The organism is Acinetobacter sp. Marseille-Q1623 (genome assembly GCF_902809895.1).
GTDB lineage: Bacteria > Pseudomonadota > Gammaproteobacteria > Pseudomonadales > Moraxellaceae > Acinetobacter > Acinetobacter piscicola_A.
The window spans coordinates 35761-53534 of the sequence record NZ_CADDWG010000002.1; the positions used below are offsets into that span (position 1 = coordinate 35761).

Genomic DNA, 17774 nt, shown 5'->3' on the forward strand with positions numbered 1-17774 from the left:
TGACCCTGATCGAGTAAATTTGGATTAATCTCGTTGTTTTTTTAAGAAATTACGCCTTTTTTAAAAAGATTACGCTTTAGAAAACTAGTTTTTACTTTTAAAAGTGTAAGGTTCACCATGGCGTCATCTAATACGACTCTGACTGACGAAGTTCAGACAAATTCAAAAACTCGTGTACTCTTTGCCAGCCTCGTAGGCACAACAATCGAGTTTTTTGACTTTTATATTTATGCAACTGCGGCAGTCATCATCTTCCCTCATTTGTTCTTCCCTGCAAGTACAGATCCGACCACAGCAACGATTCAGTCTCTTGCGACTTTCGCCATTGCCTTTATTGCACGTCCAATTGGTGCGGCTTTATTTGGACATTTAGGCGACCGTATTGGTCGTAAAGCAACATTAGTTGCAGCCCTCCTGACCATGGGTATTTCAACCGTCTGTATCGGTTTACTGCCAACCTATCATCAAATTGGAATCATGGCACCGTTACTACTTGCACTTTGTCGTTTAGGACAAGGGCTTGGCCTTGGCGGTGAATGGTCAGGTGCAGTACTACTTGCCACTGAAAATGCCCCTGAAGGTAAACGTGCATGGTACGGTATGTTCCCTCAACTCGGCGCACCGATTGGTTTTATTCTTGCAACAGGCTCATTCTTAACCCTTGGCGCTTTCATGTCTGAAGCTGAGTTTATGCAATGGGGTTGGCGTATTCCATTTATTGCCAGTGCTGCATTGGTAATCGTCGGTCTTTGGATTCGCTTGAAGTTACATGAAACACCTGCCTTCCAAAAAGTGTTAAATAAACAAAAAGAAGTGAACATTCCATTTAAAGAAGTGTTAACTAAACACTGGGGAATGCTCATTCTTGGTACAATCGCTGCGATTTGTACCTTTGTTGTGTTCTACTTAACGACAGTATTTGCTTTAAACTGGGGTACGACTAAACTCGGTTATTCTCGTGCAGAATTCCTAGAACTTCAATTACTTGCAACACTTTGCTTTGCTGCTTTCATTCCTCTTTCTGCAGTATTGGCAGAAAAATTTGGTCGTAAGGCAACGTCTATTGGTGTATGTGTTGTTTCTGCATTATTTGGTTTAGTGTTTTCAAGCATGTTGGAATCTGGTAATACATTTGTCGTATTTATCTTCTTATGTACAGGTCTTGCCATCATGGGTTTAACCTATGGTCCAATCGGTACGGTACTGTCTGAAATTTTCCCCACTTCAGTACGTTACACAGGTTCAGCTTTGACCTTTAACCTTGCAGGTATTTTTGGTGCATCTTTTGCCCCATTGATTGCAACGAAACTAGCAACAACCTATGGTTTATATGCGGTGGGTTATTATTTAACGGCCGCATCGATTCTTTCACTGCTTGCATTCTTAGCAATTCGTGAAACAAAAAATGATGATGTAAATAACCAAATCTAATCGCATTACTCCAAATAAAAAGCCTGCAACTATGCAGGCTTTTTATTTACTTTAATTTTTTTCAACTAAGATCATGAATAACAAATAACTTAGCTTTTAAATGATCTATTTAAGTCAACACCGAACGTCCTAACTTCCATGTTGTTGCTGCTTTTTAGTCTTTACACAACAAAATATTCTGCGACAAATTTCGGAGGATAATCCTGATCCAAACATTCTCTGCTAAAACTTTAGATATTAACTCAACTCAATAATATCAATGGTTGGCGGCACACAAAAACGAAAAGGCACGCCCACCATCCCCGTACCAACACTGACAAACACAGCTGCATTTTCATGCTGATACAAACCTCTTTTATGCCCCAAAATCGATACTTTTTTCATGATATAACTGGTCAGCCAAGGTAATTGCACCTGTCCCCCATGCGTATGCCCTGCTAGCATTAAAGGACGTGTGGGTAACTTGGGCACCATATCAACCGTATCAGGGTTATGTGACAAAATCAGCCAAGGTTTATCTTGTGGTAATAACGGCATACTGCGCATATCGGTTTTACCTGCCCACAAATCCCCTACCCCAATCAAACGAAAATCGTCAAACTCAACCATCTGCCCTTCAATATCAATGACATTATTCACCTGTAAAGCATGGGCTAATAAATCTTGAATCGGTGGGCCAGGATATTGCTCATCATGATTACCATTGACTGAATAAATAGGGGCTTGAATCTCTTTCAAAACAGCCAATTCTTCAGCGAGTTTATTTTCAGGCTCATACGTCCAATCACCTGCAACTACGACAATATCAGGCTGCTCTGCATTAATTTTTTTAACAATAATTTTGAGTTGACGCTCATGTCCTGAAAATAAACCAATATGTAAGTCTGCAATCAATGCCACTTTAAAAGGTCGTTGAAAAGCCTGATCAGGACTTAATTTATAATGTTGATAATCAACACGAACCAAATGTGGTTCAATAAAACGTGCATAAATCAATAAACTCGATAACAAGAAAACAAAAATACTTTCATGCAATGAGAAATATTCAACCCAACCTGCATACAAACTAAAAAAGAACAACGGAAATAATAAATAAGATAGGTAGAATGCGAGCAAATGGACGAAAGATTTAAAGGGATGAATCGTTTCGGTACGTGATTGACTAATCCAAGCCTGTGCCACACCCCAAATTGCAACCAAGGCAAAGCAGAGGAAAAAGTAAAAAATGATTGAATCTGTCATCCACATACTGAATCTCAAAAAGGCGACTAACGCCGATTAACTTTATTTATCTTTTCAACATTGGCAATTATACTCTAGCTCTGTGAATTCTTAGATTAAATTATGACGCAAACCACAAATCCGATACGACAAAAGTACCAACAGCATCACAAACTCAAGATTTTTAATACAAAAATGGTGCTACTTTCTGCCATTATCGTATGTGGTTTGCCTGCGTGTAATACCCTACCTACACAGCAACACCCTATCACTCCCGTTTATGCTAAAGACACGCCGACAGATCAAACGACTTTGGCACAACTCATTAACCCTTTAAAAGCACAAAATCCTGATCTCACAGGTTTTCATGTTTTATATGACCCTTTTGATGCGATTGCCGCACGTATTCATCTTATTGATAAAGCTGAAAAAACTTTAGATTTACAATATTATATTTGGGACAATGACAAGATCGGTTCATTGGCACTGTATAAAATCATTCAAGCTGCGGATCGGGGAGTCAAAGTTCGCTTATTGGTCGATGATAATAACGCACAAAACATGGAAGCGATTTATTTAGCACTCGATCAACACCCTAATATTGATGTCAAACTGTTTAACCCCTACCGCTTTCGTTCATTTCGCCCACTTGACATGGTGATCGATTTAAAACGTATCAATCGCCGTATGCACAATAAAACCTTTACTGCCGACCAACAAATTAGTTTGATTGGTGGGCGAAATATGAGTAACCAATATTACAATATCAGCGACAATTATCAGTTCTCTGATGTTGATGTCATGTTAGTCGGTAAAGCGGTTGAAGATATTAATCACTCTTTTGATGAATATTGGAACCACGAATATGCTTTTCCTGTGCGTGACATTGTTAGCCACAAAAAATATACCTTGCGTTATGAAGGACTCAAACAACAACTGACCCAACATTATGAAGAAATCACCACGCAAAATTATATGAACCTCAGTTCACATTCTCATGATTTTGACAATTGGTTAAATCACCACATTCAGCTCGATTGGGTCAAAGCAGAAGTCATTAAAGATGCTCCTGACAAAATTAAATCTAAAGCAAAAAAAGAAGAACATCTCAACTTTCAAATGCTGACGCATTTAGAAAAACCTGAACAAAGTGTAGATCTTGTTTCTGCTTATTTCGTGCCACAAAAAGAAGGTGAAGAGCGCCTGATTGAATTGGCACAAAAAGGCGTACAAGTTCGTGTACTCACCAATTCATTTAAAGCCAATGATGTTGCTTTAGTCCATGCATTCTATGCAAAATATCGAGAAAACTTACTGAAAAATGGTGTGGAGTTATATGAGTTTTTACCTGCAATTCCTGAACAAGAACTCGATGAAAATATTAAAAAGCTCTCCAAAGAAACCAAAGTGAGTTTAAAAGGTTTAAGTCGTTCTAGCCTACACGCCAAACTCATGGCATTAGATGATAAACAAGTCTTTATTGGTTCTTTTAATTTTGATCCACGTTCTGCCAACTTAAATACTGAAATTGGCGTGATTTTAAATAGTCCATCCTTAGCACAGGCTGTACATTCAACCATGGATAAAAACCTGACTAAATATGCCTATAAATTGGTGCTGAACTCGCAACAAAAAATTCACTGGGTTCGTACCACACCGACCGAAATTCGGACCATTCGTAAAGAACCGAAAATGAAATGGTGGCAAAAAGCAGGTGTGAAAATTATTTCATGGTTGCCAATTGAAGGCTTCATGTAAAAATAAAAGATGTACTAGAAAAAAATCTGATTGAGGAATCAATCAGATTTTTTAATCGCATGCGCTAAAAACTAACCCAACACTTCTTTTTGCAACTGAGCCAAACCTTCTTGCATCTTTTCCTGAACCAATTTCGTCAAAGTTTCCACCGTATGCCCTTCCGTAGAAATCAACGGTAACGCACGCAAATGTGCGGTCACTTTTGGCATTTCTAACACAGCTTGAACATTATCGATAAATGTTTCTTCGCCAATAAAGGGCACAACTGTGTCTAATTGACCTTGTTGATTTACATAACAAATCACACAAGCTTGCACAGGTTTTTGCGCTTCAATCGCTGCGCCCAAAATACGTCCATGCACTTTCTTTACTCGTGTACCATCTGTTGTGGTCGCTTCAGGGAAAAATAACACAGGCACATTTTGACTTAAAAATTTTGCGATCTGTTCACGAATACGAATCGAATCGCCTGAACCACGCTTAATAAAGAGTGTGCCGCCCCCTTTTGCCAAAGTGCCCAAAATCGGCCAATTTTCAATTTCAGCCTTTGCCAAAAAGAACACCCGTGCACCTGAGCCTAAAACGGCGATATCTAACCATGAAATATGATTACTTACCCATAAAGCAGGCTCGCGTGGAATTGTCCCATGCACATGAACATCGACATTAAAAACCTCGGCAAGACGGCGACAGAAATACTGCACATAACGTGTATTATTCGAATTATTGGGATCTTTATAGAGTTGATGGCGAAAAACCAAATAGAAACCTTCTGAGACAACTGCTGTGCCTTTGATGAGTTTTTTGCTATATAAAAAAGTTTTCGAAAATAGATTTAATTTCTTAGTTGCGTCTGACGGTAAGGTCATATTTGTCTGTTGTTGCGGCATAGTTGCTCACTAAAATCAGTATTAATCAAATTCATTTGTACGTATTGTATACCACATATACAAGAAGTTGCATTGATCATATAAACACAACAATTAGATAACTTAAGCTCATTTTTATCTACACCTGTTTATTCTAAAATTCAACCATTAAGTGATCAAAAAGAAGGCATAAAAAGCAAATGCAACTCAGTAAAAATAGCACTATTTCACAGCATCTTGACCTCAAATTTTCATTTAGAAAACTACTGGGTTATGTTGTTTTATATTGTGGCAGTTTGGTTCTACTCTCTAAAATTTTTATTGCACTTCTTTGACAATAACTGCATTTTTTATCAGAAATTACTTTAGAATGGATTGAAATCAATCTATTTGAGAGTCTAAATATCTGTGGAATATGCAAATCGAACACCAATCAATGAACGAACAATCTTAGTCAGTGTCGCCGTACAAATTTTAGATGATATCGATCATGAGGAATTTCGATTATTAGCCAAATCCGCAGGTGCAGAAATTTTAGAACATTTGCATGTACAACGTATTAAACCCGACCCTAAGTTCTTTATCGGCTCAGGCAAAGCTGAAGAAATTGCAGCACAAGTTGAAGCTTTAGACGTTGAATTGGTCATTTTTGATCATGCCCTTTCCCCTGCACAAGAACGTAATTTAGAAAATATTTTAAAATGTCGTGTGATTGACCGCACAGGTCTGATCTTAGATATTTTTGCACAACGTGCCCGTACCCATGAAGGCAAACTCCAAGTTGAATTGGCTCAGCTTGATCACCTTTCATCTCGCCTTGTCCGCCGCCACAGTAACCTTGACAGTCAAAAAGGGGGCATTGGACTGCGTGGTCCAGGTGAAACCATTTTAGAAACAGATCGCCGTTTATTACGTATTCGTATGGATCAACTCAAAGATCGTTTAGAAAAAGTGCGTAAAACACGTAGCCAAGGACGAGCAGCACGACAAAAAGCAGCTATTCCAACCGTGTCTTTGGTCGGCTATACCAATGCAGGAAAATCGACATTATTCAATATTCTAGCAAATAGCGATGTCTATGCTGCAGACCAATTATTTGCCACCCTTGACCCGACACTCCGACGCTTAGATTGGGATGGCATCGGGACATTAGTCCTTGCTGATACCGTAGGTTTTGTCCGTAATCTTGCTCATGCCCTCGTTGAATCTTTTAAAGCGACCCTCGAAGAAACCTTACAAGCCAGTCTACTGCTGCATGTGATTGATTCGAGTAGCCCTGATATGCTTGAGCAAATTGAGGCGGTAGAAATTGTACTCAAAGAAATTGGCGTCGATGTCCCTATTTTAAAAGTGTATAACAAAATTGACCAATCGGGTGAAGATGCCAAAATCATTTATGCGCGACCTCACCAACCTGACCGAGTGTATGTCTCTGCACATACAGGACAAGGTTTAGACTTACTGCGTAAAGCGGTACAAGAATGTTTAATGGGACAGCTCCAAAACTTTCAACTTGTCCTGAAACCTGAATATGGCAAATTACGTAATCAACTTTATGCCTTGAATGTAATTCAATCTGAAAATTACGATGAAAATGGTCAATTACTTTTAGAAGTAAATATTGCACCTTATAAACTTGAGCAACTCATTAAACAAGCGCATTTACCGATCGATCAAATTTTAGGTGATAAAGCACAACAGTTTGCAAGACCTTTAGAAGAATTTGAAATTAAGCACTGAATGAGTTAAAACGTGAAAGATAAATTAAGTTGATTAAAAAATACCATGGACTTGTTCAAAAATATAGATTGGCTCGCATGGATCGCCACCATCGCCCTGATCATTTTCTTTCGAGAAGCCTCAGTGTGGATCATGAGGCAATTTAATCATCCTGAACTCGGCAACCTCACAGGCTTACTGAGTCTTTTACTGATTCTCATCATTTGGCGTCGATTTAAAAAAATTCCATCTCGCTTAGTTGACACCAACAACAAACTCATGAAGGAAAGTGGTTTTGCTTTTCTACCCATTTGTGCAGGTTCATTACTGATGCTTGTGAGCATGGGCAAAGAAATCCCTTTATTTTTATTAGTCATGTTTGTCAGTACCCTTATTCCACTTTGGGTCTATGCAAAAATGGCAAAAAAATGGTTATAAGGAGATGACAATGCTCAGTATTTTAACAGGATTTTTGATTACGCTTACCGCCTATTTGGCAGCTAAACCAATCAACAAAAAATTTCCACAAGTCCCTTTATTGGTGATTGCCATGTTCTTTGTCATTGGTATTTTAATGCTCTTTAAAATACCGTATGAACAATACAATACACAAATGAATGGGATTTTCAGCCATCTCTTAGGTTATGTCACTGTTGCACTTGCCATCCCTTTAGCAGCCATGCGTTATGATGACTTACCGATTAAATCTGTCGTGGGCATTTTGGTTTTTGCGAGTATCAGTGCCGTAGCTTTACCTATGGGGTTGGCTTATTTACTCCACATGTCTGAACCCACTGTCATGGCATTTGCAACACGTGCAGTGACCACACCGATTGCAATTAATATTGCCACACTCTTGCACTCACCTGTGTCCATGGTGATTTTGATTGTGATTTTATCTGGGGTGATTGGGGCTGCATTTTCCTCAATTATCCTTCGCAATATCAATGATGAGCGTGCATCTGGCTTAGCGCTTGGCTTGGCTGCACACGCGATTGGAACAGCGCAAGCTTGGCAACGTGGCGCAGTTGCTGGTCGATATGCTGCCTTTGGTATGGCAGTCAATGCAGTCTTCACTGCCATTTGGCTACCTAGTTTTATCTTATTTATTCAATAATGAATAATTCATTTAAAAGAGATTGTTTCTATACAATCTCTTTTTTTACGTTCGTTTTCATTTTTATAAATTAACAAAAAATGTCACTTTTGATAAAATATTGTGAAATAAATCATATTTTTTAAATAGTAATTGCTCAATATTTAATAAATATGGCAAACTCACCCTATAAATTGTGTCTTTATTCAACAATTGAAAATACAATGTAAAAGAGAAAAATATCATGAAAAATACAGTAAATTGGATTGCAGCGTGTCTTCTAACTTGTCTAAGCAGCACAATTTTTGCACAAGATATTACAGGGTCTTGGCAAAGCATTGACGATAAAACAGGCTCGCCTAAAGGCATTGTAGAAATTAAAAAAGATCAAAATGGCACATATTACGGCATCATTACCAAAGTGACGCCACGTGTCGGTTATCAACCTAAAGAAATATGCGTCAACTGCCCTGCACCCTATACCAACAAGCCTATTTTAGGTCTGAAAGCAATTACCAACTTAAAACGTATCAATGACTATGAATATGAAAATGGCAAAATTTTAGATCCAAACAGTGGTCGTTTATACAGCCTAAAAGCAAAGCTTTCACAAAATGGAAGTAAGTTGAATATTCGTGGCTATTATGGCTTTTCGACCATTGGACGTAGTCAAACATGGATACGTGTAAATTAATATTGCAGGTTCTATCAAGCAGCAAAAGCAATTAAGTATTATTTTTCAAATCCATATAAACAAGGATGTTTATATGGATCGTTTACTTTCATATTATTCAACTCAAAATAATAGTGACTACCTTTTATATCAATTCTTCATCCTATATTCATTTCGTACTTTCATTGGCAACTTCAATATATTTTAGTGTACTTTCAACACTTGAAATATACACAAAAAATTGCTGAAATATCGTGGGATATTTACATCAATGAATTTTTATATCAAGGAAAGTAAGATGAAAATTCAAATAAAAATTGCTGCACTATTAATCGGACTTTGCACCCACTCTAGCCTCTTTGCACAGGATATTACAGGCATATGGCAACAAATTGATGATCAGTCAGGTGAAGCCAAAGCACAAATTGCATTTAAAAAAGACAGTAGTGGTGCTTATACGGGAACGATTATTAAAATTACACCTCGACCTGGTTATACACCAAAAGAATTATGTGTGAACTGTCCTGCACCCTATACCAATAAACCTGTATTAGGTTTAAACCTCATTACAGGGTTAAAACATATTCAAGACAAAGATTATGATCAGGGTAAAATCATTGATCCTTTAACAGGAAAAATATATCGCCTAAAAGCCAAATTAAACCAAACTGGTAAAATGTTACGCTTAAGAGGTTACTTAGGAACATCTGTTTTAGGACGTAGTCAAACTTGGGTACGTGTTGAATAATCATACTTAAAAATAAAATGAAGCCATCTCAAAAGATGGCTTCATTTTGATCTGATTAATTGTGGTTAAAACATTGGATTATCAACTTTAAAGCTTTGTTGATCTTCCAAACGATAAGCAATTAATTGATGTCCCCAAACACAACCACCATCTACATTTTGAATCTGTTTCTGATTGGGTTGACTGATGGTTTTACCTTGTAATGCAGCCCAATGCCCAAAAATGATTTGATGTGTTTGCGCAGCCTTTGACGCATAGTCAAACCAAGGTTGAAAACCTTTAGGCATCGGCTCATCCAAAGCATCTTTAAAACTAAACTCTAAACGTCCTTGTACGTCAGTTAAACGCATACGAGTCAAATAATTGGTGATACAACGTAGGCGAGCTTGACCTTGTAAATCCTCTGACCAGACATCAGGTTCAGTGCCATACATCTCTTGTAAGAACGCATCTAAAACAGCAAAATCCTCATGCGAAATTACCGCCTCAACTTCTTTGGCATATTGAGCTGTTTGAGCTGCATCCCAAATATGTGGAATTCCTGCATGAGTTAAAATGGTCTGATCATTCGGAAATAAACACAAAGGTTGTCGTCGTAACCATTCAATCAACTCATCACTTTCAAGCGCATGAATCACATCGTCAATACGATCTTTATCTTTGAGTTTTTTAATGCCACGTGCAACAGCCAAAAGATTTAGATCATGATTTCCCAATACTGTTGCAGCTGCACCACGCTCACACAATTTTTTGATAAAACGAATCGCACCCACTGAGTTTTCACCACGTGCAATCAGATCACCTGCGAACCAAATAAAATCTTGATCTGAATCAAATTGGATTTCTTTTAGCAACATTTTCAAAGCTTCAAAACAGCCTTGTACATCACCAATCACATAGTTATATCGAATTGCACGGGTCATCAGTTAAGCCACCATTTGATCAGACAAAGCAACGAATTGTGCCAATGTTAAAGTTTCAGGGCGCGCCATTGGATCTACACCTGCATTTTCAAAACCATTTTCAACAAGCATACCTTTTAAACTATTACGTAAAGTTTTACGGCGCTGAGTAAAGACATGAGAAACTAAACGAGCCAATGCTTTTTCATTTTTCGCCACAATTGGTTTATTGGCATAAGGTTCCAAACGAAATACCGCAGAGGTGACTTTAGGTGGTGGATTGAATGAACCTGGCGGCACTTCAAATAAAAATGTTGGCTTACAGAAATACTGAATCATGACAGACAAACGTCCATATTCTTTCGTATTTGGCGAAGCAGTAATACGATCAACCACTTCTTTTTGCAGCATAAAATGCATGTCTTTGACTTTGTCACCAAACTCTAAGAGATGGAATAAAAGCGGAGTTGAAATATTATAAGGGAGATTCCCCACCACGCGTAAAGGACGATTTTCCTGAAAAAGTTCAGTGAAATCATATTTCAAAGCATCAGTTTCAATAATGGTCAACCGTTCAGGATGCGGTACTCGACCTGGTAAACCTGCCGCCAAATCACGGTCAAGCTCAACCACAGTCAAAGCATCGCATTCACCAATCAAAGGCGATGTTAATGCCGCAAGGCCGGGACCAATTTCAACAATATTGTCCCCTGAACGCGGTGCAACAGAACGTACAATTTTGGCAATCACACGTTGGTCGTGTAAAAAGTTTTGTCCAAAACGCTTCCGCGTGTGATGCCCTTCATCTTTTGGGTTTAAGGCATTAATTTGATACATAAAATATTTTCCAACGTGAATTAGTGTCTTGCCAAATCAAGTGCAAGGTCAACAGCAACATTTAAGCTAGAACTTTTTGCCTGTCCTGTGCCTGCAAGGGAGAGTGCTGTACCGTGATCGACAGAGGTACGAATAAATGGTAAGCCTAAAGTAATATTAATCGCTTCACCGAATCCTTGTGATTTTAACACAGGTAAACCCTGATCGTGATACATTGCCAATACTGCATCAGCATCTTTTAAATGCTCAGGGGTAAATAAAGTATCAGCAGGTAGACTTAAACTCATGTTGACACCCTGTACCCGATAGCTTTCAAGCACAGGGTTAATCGTATCTATTTCTTCATGCCCTAAATACCCGCCCTCACCTGCATGGGGATTAAGCCCACACACCAGAATATTAGGATGTTCAATTTTAAATTTGGTTTTTAAATCATGAATCAAAATGTCGATTACTTGATGTAATCTTTCTTTGGTAATCGCATCTGCAACGTCACGCAGTGCTAAATGGGTTGTTGCCAATGCCACACGTAATGTTTTAGTGGCTAACATCATCACGACACGGTCAACTTCTGCACATTCTTGATAATACTCAGTATGACCACTGAAATGAATCCCAGCATCATTGATCACTGACTTTTGTACAGGCGCAGTGGCTACCCCAACGCTTTGACCTTGTAGAGCGTAATAGGCTGAACGATGTAATTGTTCTAATACATAGGCTGAATTTTTAGGATTTAATTGTCCGAGTACAACATCTTCATATAAAGGCACATGCTCAACATAGAGTTGACCTTGCGTGGATGAATCTTTTTGCCCCATATATTCAATGATCTGTATCTCTTGTTTTAAAATTTCGGCACGATCACGCAACATATTGATATCCGCCAATACTACAATTGGTCGCTCATCAACACGCTCTGCAAGACTCAGACAAATATCAGGACCAATGCCTGCAGGCTCACCACTAGTGATATATAAAGGAAGCATTTTTCATTACACCCATTGCATTTGCTTTATTATAAGCGGGAAAAGTATTTTCATTTGAAAATTTTACTTTATTGATCTATTCCATCTAGATCACTATGACTAGCAACGTATTGATTTGAATGTCAGTCTAATGTTTTAATTCAGCTCAATATTTTATCCAAAAATATTCATCCTTACTAAAGGATGCCAGACATATTCTTTCACAATGACCATGTACAAAATACCTTGAACTAAACTTTGCATTTTTAATCAGCACTCAATATAATAATGCGCTTGAAATATTAGATTTCGATTGTGGATTCTTCAAGTTTCAGGTAGAATTCGCGCTCCTTTTGTTTGGACAGATTCCATAGTCCAAACCAACTATAATAGGTAGTGGTTTAATGAAAACTCTCAGCGCTAAGCCTGCTGAAGTTCAACACGACTGGTACGTTGTTGATGCTTCTGGCAAAACTTTAGGTCGCCTTGCGACTGAAATCGCTCGTCGTTTACGCGGTAAACACAAAACTTCTTATACTCCTCACGTTGACACTGGTGACTACATCGTTGTGATCAATGCTGAACAAGTACAAGTGACTGGTAAAAAATCACTTGATAAGAAATACTATCGCCACACTGGTTTCCCTGGTGGTATCCGTGAAACTAATTTCGAAAAATTAGTTGCTCACAAACCAGAAGAAATCTTTGAACGTGCTGTAAAAGGCATGTTGCCAAAAGGTCCTCTTGGTTATGCAATGATCAAGAAGATGAAAGTGTACGCTGGTACTGAGCATCCACATACTGCTCAACAGCCACAAGTTTTGGACATCTAAGGGATACAGCACATGGCTACTAATTATGGTACAGGTCGCCGTAAGACCGCAACTGCACGTGTTTTCCTATCAGCTGGTACTGGTAAACTCGTAATCAATAACCGTACTCTTGAACAGTACTTTGGTCGTGAAACTGCACGTATGGTTGTTAACCAACCACTTGAGCTTTTAGAAGCGACTAACAAATATGACCTTTACATCACTGTTGCTGGTGGTGGTATCGGTGGTCAAGCTGGCGCAATCCGTCACGGTATTACTCGTGCATTGATCGCTGCTGACGAAACTTTAAAACCTGCTCTTCGTCAAGCTGGTTTCGTTACTCGTGATGCTCGTGAAGTTGAACGTAAGAAACTTGGTTTACGTAAAGCGCGTAAACGTCCTCAATTCTCTAAACGTTAATTCGTTTACCGAATCGGACAAAAAACCTCGGCTTATGCCGAGGTTTTTTTATGGCTTAAATTATATTTAAATCTGTCAAAATTTGGTACACAAAGAGTCCTAAACTACAAAGCAAGCAGATTAGGCTCAGAAAGATCATTATTTTACAGAATAGTTCTTTCCACTGATCTTGTGGATATTCCTCACCAAAATTGGCATCAGATTGGTATGCAGCAGCCAATGCAGTATAAAAGCCGACTCCCATGAAAACTACAGCAATTAAAAACAGTAACTTGGCTAATGTGATCAATTGCATTCGCTATTTTCTCTTAAATGCAGTACAAATTTTCTAATTTTATTTCTAATTTAGTCATCTAACCGACATACCAATATACGACACCTAAAATACCCGCAACGATAAAACTAAAAATACAAGTTTTGTAAGCAAGAGTGCCATATTGCATCCAGCGCTCAACATCTTCATCAAAATCATCGTCATCTAACCACAACTCCTCACTGCGCCAGAAAGCTTGATTGAAATAGATATTGGCTGTCCCAAGCCCAATACATCCAATCAAAATAAATAAAAAAATGAATATTTTTATCGAGTCCATTACATTCTTTTTTGACAAATAAATTAAAATTAATCATTGCTTACATGTGCATCTCCACCAGGGAACTCAGGTTGTGCTGGGCTAGAATAACATGCATCGGCATGAGGATTCTCTTCACATGGCACTGCTACAGTACAATTTTCAATTCCTGCACAAGCATCGGTAAGTTCATATTTTTGTTTTACATTATCCATCATATCTGCTGTAGTTGGTCTTGCGACTTGTGTCATTTCAGCTGGTTTTGAGCTTGAAACACCACTACACGCACTCAGTAGAAATGTCACAATCCAGCTAAAATATAAATGTCTGCGCATGATTTTATTTAACATTTTCTACATTCCTATTTTTATAAATCCAAACTTGTAGACTGATACTAGACTTAAAGCGCTCAACGGCAGATGATTTTATTGCTTATTTTTAGTATCCTATCTCATTCACGTCGCTCAGTTTTTGGAATATGAACCTCGAAAACACACAATTGCAAGGGATTACACTTTATAGTCATGCAGATGATTTTCGCTCGCATTGGGTACGCTTTGTTCTGACCGAAAAACAAATTAAACATAATCTGATTATTGTTGACGAGGATGATGAAGATTTAGCCAGCTTAAATCCTTATAATCAATTGCCCATGCTCATCGAAAATGATTTAAAACTGTTTAATACGGCGATTATTTCTGAATATATTGATGACCGTTATCGTCAAAATAAATTGTATGCAGATGCGCCGGCTCCGCGTTCTGAACAACGTCAATATATTTGGCGTTTTGAGCAAGATTGGCTCAAACTCGCAGACATTATGCTGCGCCATCCAGACACCTTAAATATAGATGCACAGAAAAAAGCACAAAAACAATTGCGTGATACATTGATTTCATTAACGCCTCTGTTTCAGCATTTTCCATATTTTATGTCTGAACACTTTACAATTTTAGATTGCATGTTAGCACCAATTTTCATACGGTTAAGACAAATGGGAATTGAGTTACCAAAGCAGCAATGCCGTCCAATTTTATTATATTGCCAAAGAATTTTTAATCGACCTAGTTTTTTGAAGTCCATGACCCTTCAAGAAAAGAATCGCTTTCAAGAATTTTTAGCCAAAGAATAGAGTAAATTTCTCATGTCTGAACCAGAATTAAACTTAACCCCTACTCGCCCATATCTTGCACGTGCGATTTATGAGTGGATTTGTGATAATCATCTAACACCTTATCTGTTAGTGGATGCAACACAACCCTATACCGATGTCCCAACTCAATTTGTACAAGATGGTCAAATTGTCCTGAATATCGTGCCACACGCTGTACATATGCTTAATATGAGCAATGATGCCGTCACATTCTCCGCACGTTTTGGTGGTGTGCCTAAAGATATTTATGTACCCATGAATGCAGTATTAGGTTTGTATGCTCGCGAAAATGGACAAGGTTTATTCTTTGATCCTGACGAATATGCCAATGTGCAAATTAATGAAGATGCTTTAAAATCAAATACTACAGAGACATCCGAAACAACGGACGAAACACCAAAGAAAAAACCAAGTTTAAGAATTTTAGAATAGAATAAAGGAGCATTCGATGGCTTTTGATCTCGTACAATACTTTGCTGAGCAGATTAAGATTCAAAAGCCTCAGCTTTTAAACCAGTATCCTCCTGAAGAAAGAAAGAATTATTTATTAGAAATTAATGCATTAACTTTAGGAAAATTAGTTAATCTTTGGGAACAAAAAGAGGATGTGGTCTATCAAGAAATTCAAAATGTGGATCATTTATATCTGCAAGAAATTGCACGGCATTTGACAACATCCTCACATAATCAATCACAACTCACGAAACCTGACCTAGAACATGCCACAATTGAAATTTTGGAGTTACAACTCAAAGAGTTAAAACAGTTAGATGAAACGGGTAGTTTTGGAAAAAGAGGTCTACGTGAATTAATCTTAGGTCAAATAGAACATCTCTCAGGTCAAGCCGAAGATTGGGTTTGGTCAACCAATAACCTAAAAGTGCTCATAGGTTCTAAACCGATCATGCAAGAAGAGCTATCATTAGATGAGACAATGAAGGAGTTTAATCAAATGGTAAATACGCAAAAAGAGCACACTCAAGCTGAAGTTTTAGCTGTAAAACCTGTGACAGCAATCAATCCAACTTGGGCAAAAGTCTGTGAACCAATTGTTGCATTGGTGGTACTTTGGATTTTATTTGAAGCACTACAATTCGCATTTGCTTAATTGAATTCTTTTTACAGGACTTCAGAAATATACAACTGCAATATTGTCTATTTCAGCATTGCAGTTGTTATATTTATTTTACAATTGTATTTTTTCAAAAATTGGTTGTGTTTGCGGCAAAAATATTTTGGAATATTTTAAAATATTGAGTTTATCTAAAATAAAAAAAGACATTACTCAGTTAAACTGAAAAATAAAAAAATAGTCAGTAAATTTTATTGCTTTAAATACTATATTCAATATAATAAATACATATTATATCTTTGATTTTTAAATAAATGTAGCTTAAGATCACATACTGCAAAGAAACGTGACTTAAAACACAAAATAAAACATTGACACATTAACAATGCTTTGGTTGGTTAAACGGTTAGAAAAGAAACTATTCTCTTAAATAAGTTTATATTTATTTAAATGAGAATATTTGTTGGTAAACGGTTTTATCACTATTTTAGATTTCAAGATATTGTACGTTTTTTAACTTTTCCTTAAAGTGATATTATGAATAAAGCTCGTATCAATATCGCAATTTCAGGTCTTGGCTTAATTACAACTGAAAAACTAAAAGCAAAATTACGTGAAGTCATTCCATCATCTATTGACATCCATTGGGGTAAAATGAATGACCCTGAGATTCACCTTGTCTTTATTCATGAATTTTTTTTTGAAACTGAAAACATCCAGAAAATTATTTTTTCCAATAATTTAGCATATTTAAAAATATCTAAAGATAATTTGACCCAAGGCTCAATTCAAGACAATACTTTATTTTTACCTGTACAAGATTCACAGATTTTAAAGAATTGGATTCAAACTCATGTTTTAGATCGACACAATATTGTTGTGGAAGCGCCTTTAGAAACAAACGAAACTCTAGTACCTTTACGGCATGATTTTCCTCTTTTAAATGTGCAATATATTGCTGAAATTTATCATGATTTACAAAGAAAAGTACATCTTTTCGATCAGCTTGGTAGCTTAGCAGTGATTGATCATCATATGCATGTTGCTTGGATTAACCCAAAGCGGATGCTTCCACATACCGATGGCTCATTGCAATATGCATCCGCAACGATTGAGGATTTTTCGGCTGTTTCACGCAAACAACAACTGAATTTAGAAAATTGGCTCTTTGAATTACTGTGGAATTCGACAGACTTATGTATACTTCCTCACGCATCCGCACATTTCAAGCTTAAATTTTGGCCTCAGCCTACACGTGCAGACCGTAAATTAATTTTGCAGCTTTCGGCCTGTTTTATTCAAGGCGCGGAAGTACAACACGTGGCAAATAAATTGGGAATCGATATCCAAATTGTCCAACGTTTCATCAATGCCAATCTGGCAATACATAATGCTGAGCTGGTCAATGCTAAGGCATGCCAATTTGATCAAACAACAAAGAATGAAACTCAGCAACAAGACGTGAAGGGTTTACGTAGCTTTTTCGGTAAATTAAAACGTCGATTCGGCTTTTAGGAACATCA

General features: G+C 37.5%; 21 protein-coding genes. 13 read left to right on the plus strand and 8 right to left on the minus strand.

The window, feature by feature from the left end:
• Positions 1 to 117 precede the first annotated feature (117 nt).
• Positions 118 to 1431 carry an MFS transporter gene (locus tag HUV91_RS12760; protein WP_174493666.1) on the plus strand — a complete coding sequence of 438 codons (1314 nt, stop codon included), beginning with the start codon at positions 118 to 120 and terminating at the stop codon, positions 1429 to 1431.
• Between the two features lie 237 nt (positions 1432 to 1668).
• Here the strand turns inward: HUV91_RS12760 and HUV91_RS12765 are convergent, their stop codons facing one another.
• Positions 1669 to 2679, minus strand: coding sequence for a metallophosphoesterase (locus HUV91_RS12765; RefSeq protein ID WP_130075009.1), 1011 nt, complete (start codon positions 2677 to 2679; stop codon positions 1669 to 1671).
• Positions 2680 to 2775: 96 nt separating this feature from the next.
• Between HUV91_RS12765 and HUV91_RS12770 the strand changes: the two genes are divergently transcribed.
• The gene (locus tag HUV91_RS12770; RefSeq protein ID WP_130075008.1) at positions 2776 to 4410 is read left to right on the plus strand and encodes a phospholipase D family protein; all 1635 of its coding nucleotides are present in this window, start codon (positions 2776 to 2778) and stop codon (positions 4408 to 4410) included.
• A gap of 71 nt (positions 4411 to 4481) precedes the next feature.
• Here the strand turns inward: HUV91_RS12770 and HUV91_RS12775 are convergent, their stop codons facing one another.
• Complete coding sequence (locus tag HUV91_RS12775) at positions 4482 to 5279, minus strand: lysophospholipid acyltransferase family protein (protein WP_130075041.1); 798 nt, start codon at positions 5277 to 5279, stop codon at positions 4482 to 4484.
• Between the two features lie 408 nt (positions 5280 to 5687).
• Here HUV91_RS12775 and hflX point away from each other — a divergent pair, with 408 nt between their 5' ends.
• From hflX to HUV91_RS12800, 5 genes are all read left to right on the plus strand, one after another.
• Positions 5688 to 7019: a ribosome rescue GTPase HflX gene (gene hflX / locus HUV91_RS12780; RefSeq protein ID WP_174493667.1), complete on the plus strand. Its 1332-nt coding sequence runs from the start codon at positions 5688 to 5690 to the stop codon at positions 7017 to 7019.
• Positions 7020 to 7064: 45 nt separating this feature from the next.
• On the plus strand, positions 7065 to 7436 hold the full coding sequence (locus tag HUV91_RS12785; RefSeq protein ID WP_174493668.1) for a hypothetical protein: 372 nt from the start codon (positions 7065 to 7067) through the stop codon (positions 7434 to 7436).
• A gap of 10 nt (positions 7437 to 7446) precedes the next feature.
• Positions 7447 to 8115 carry an LrgB family protein gene (locus HUV91_RS12790; protein ID WP_174493669.1) on the plus strand — a complete coding sequence of 223 codons (669 nt, stop codon included), beginning with the start codon at positions 7447 to 7449 and terminating at the stop codon, positions 8113 to 8115.
• Positions 8116 to 8338: 223 nt separating this feature from the next.
• The gene (locus HUV91_RS12795; protein WP_174493670.1) at positions 8339 to 8788 is read left to right on the plus strand and encodes a DUF2147 domain-containing protein; all 450 of its coding nucleotides are present in this window, start codon (positions 8339 to 8341) and stop codon (positions 8786 to 8788) included.
• A 277-nt stretch (positions 8789 to 9065) separates the two neighbouring features.
• Positions 9066 to 9515, plus strand: coding sequence for a DUF2147 domain-containing protein (locus HUV91_RS12800; RefSeq protein WP_174493671.1), 450 nt, complete (start codon positions 9066 to 9068; stop codon positions 9513 to 9515).
• 65 nt (positions 9516 to 9580) lie between these two features.
• On the opposite strand, the gene HUV91_RS12805 is transcribed toward HUV91_RS12800, so the two are convergent.
• From HUV91_RS12805 to pdxA, 3 genes are read right to left on the minus strand one after another with little or no spacing between them, the layout of a single operon-like run.
• Positions 9581 to 10438, minus strand: coding sequence for a symmetrical bis(5'-nucleosyl)-tetraphosphatase (locus tag HUV91_RS12805; protein WP_174493672.1), 858 nt, complete (start codon positions 10436 to 10438; stop codon positions 9581 to 9583).
• Positions 10439 to 10441: 3 nt separating this feature from the next.
• Entirely contained in the window at positions 10442 to 11254 is an 813-nt protein-coding gene (gene rsmA, locus HUV91_RS12810; RefSeq protein ID WP_130075001.1) for a 16S rRNA (adenine(1518)-N(6)/adenine(1519)-N(6))-dimethyltransferase RsmA, read from the minus strand.
• A 20-nt stretch (positions 11255 to 11274) separates the two neighbouring features.
• Positions 11275 to 12243: a 4-hydroxythreonine-4-phosphate dehydrogenase PdxA gene (gene pdxA / locus HUV91_RS12815; RefSeq protein WP_174493673.1), complete on the minus strand. Its 969-nt coding sequence runs from the start codon at positions 12241 to 12243 to the stop codon at positions 11275 to 11277.
• A gap of 383 nt (positions 12244 to 12626) precedes the next feature.
• On the opposite strand from pdxA, the gene rplM reads away from it, so the two are divergent.
• Entirely contained in the window at positions 12627 to 13055 is a 429-nt protein-coding gene (gene rplM / locus HUV91_RS12820; protein ID WP_004722943.1) for a 50S ribosomal protein L13, read from the plus strand.
• A gap of 12 nt (positions 13056 to 13067) precedes the next feature.
• Positions 13068 to 13454: a 30S ribosomal protein S9 gene (gene rpsI / locus HUV91_RS12825; protein WP_068886068.1), complete on the plus strand. Its 387-nt coding sequence runs from the start codon at positions 13068 to 13070 to the stop codon at positions 13452 to 13454.
• Between the two features lie 55 nt (positions 13455 to 13509).
• Here the strand turns inward: rpsI and HUV91_RS12830 are convergent, their stop codons facing one another.
• From HUV91_RS12830 to HUV91_RS12840, 3 genes are read right to left on the minus strand one after another with little or no spacing between them, the layout of a single operon-like run.
• On the minus strand, positions 13510 to 13749 hold the full coding sequence (locus HUV91_RS12830) for a hypothetical protein (RefSeq protein WP_174493674.1): 240 nt from the start codon (positions 13747 to 13749) through the stop codon (positions 13510 to 13512).
• A 58-nt stretch (positions 13750 to 13807) separates the two neighbouring features.
• Positions 13808 to 14047 (minus strand): hypothetical protein, encoded by a 240-nt coding sequence (locus HUV91_RS12835; protein WP_174493675.1) that lies wholly within the window; start codon positions 14045 to 14047, stop codon positions 13808 to 13810.
• Between the two features lie 29 nt (positions 14048 to 14076).
• Positions 14077 to 14376, minus strand: a complete 300-nt coding sequence (locus tag HUV91_RS12840; protein ID WP_130074997.1) for a hypothetical protein — start codon at positions 14374 to 14376, stop codon at positions 14077 to 14079.
• A 128-nt stretch (positions 14377 to 14504) separates the two neighbouring features.
• Between HUV91_RS12840 and HUV91_RS12845 the strand changes: the two genes are divergently transcribed.
• The 4 genes from HUV91_RS12845 (at position 14505) to HUV91_RS12860 (ending at position 17766) form a co-directional block, all read left to right on the plus strand.
• Positions 14505 to 15158 (plus strand): glutathione S-transferase N-terminal domain-containing protein, encoded by a 654-nt coding sequence (locus tag HUV91_RS12845; RefSeq protein ID WP_130074996.1) that lies wholly within the window; start codon positions 14505 to 14507, stop codon positions 15156 to 15158.
• Between the two features lie 12 nt (positions 15159 to 15170).
• A complete protein-coding gene (locus HUV91_RS12850; protein WP_130074995.1) occupies positions 15171 to 15611 on the plus strand; it encodes a ClpXP protease specificity-enhancing factor in 441 nt (146 codons plus the stop codon).
• A gap of 16 nt (positions 15612 to 15627) precedes the next feature.
• Positions 15628 to 16287 carry a hypothetical protein gene (locus HUV91_RS12855; protein WP_174493676.1) on the plus strand — a complete coding sequence of 220 codons (660 nt, stop codon included), beginning with the start codon at positions 15628 to 15630 and terminating at the stop codon, positions 16285 to 16287.
• A gap of 501 nt (positions 16288 to 16788) precedes the next feature.
• A complete protein-coding gene (locus HUV91_RS12860; protein ID WP_130074993.1) occupies positions 16789 to 17766 on the plus strand; it encodes a hypothetical protein in 978 nt (325 codons plus the stop codon).
• Positions 17767 to 17774 lie beyond the last annotated feature (8 nt).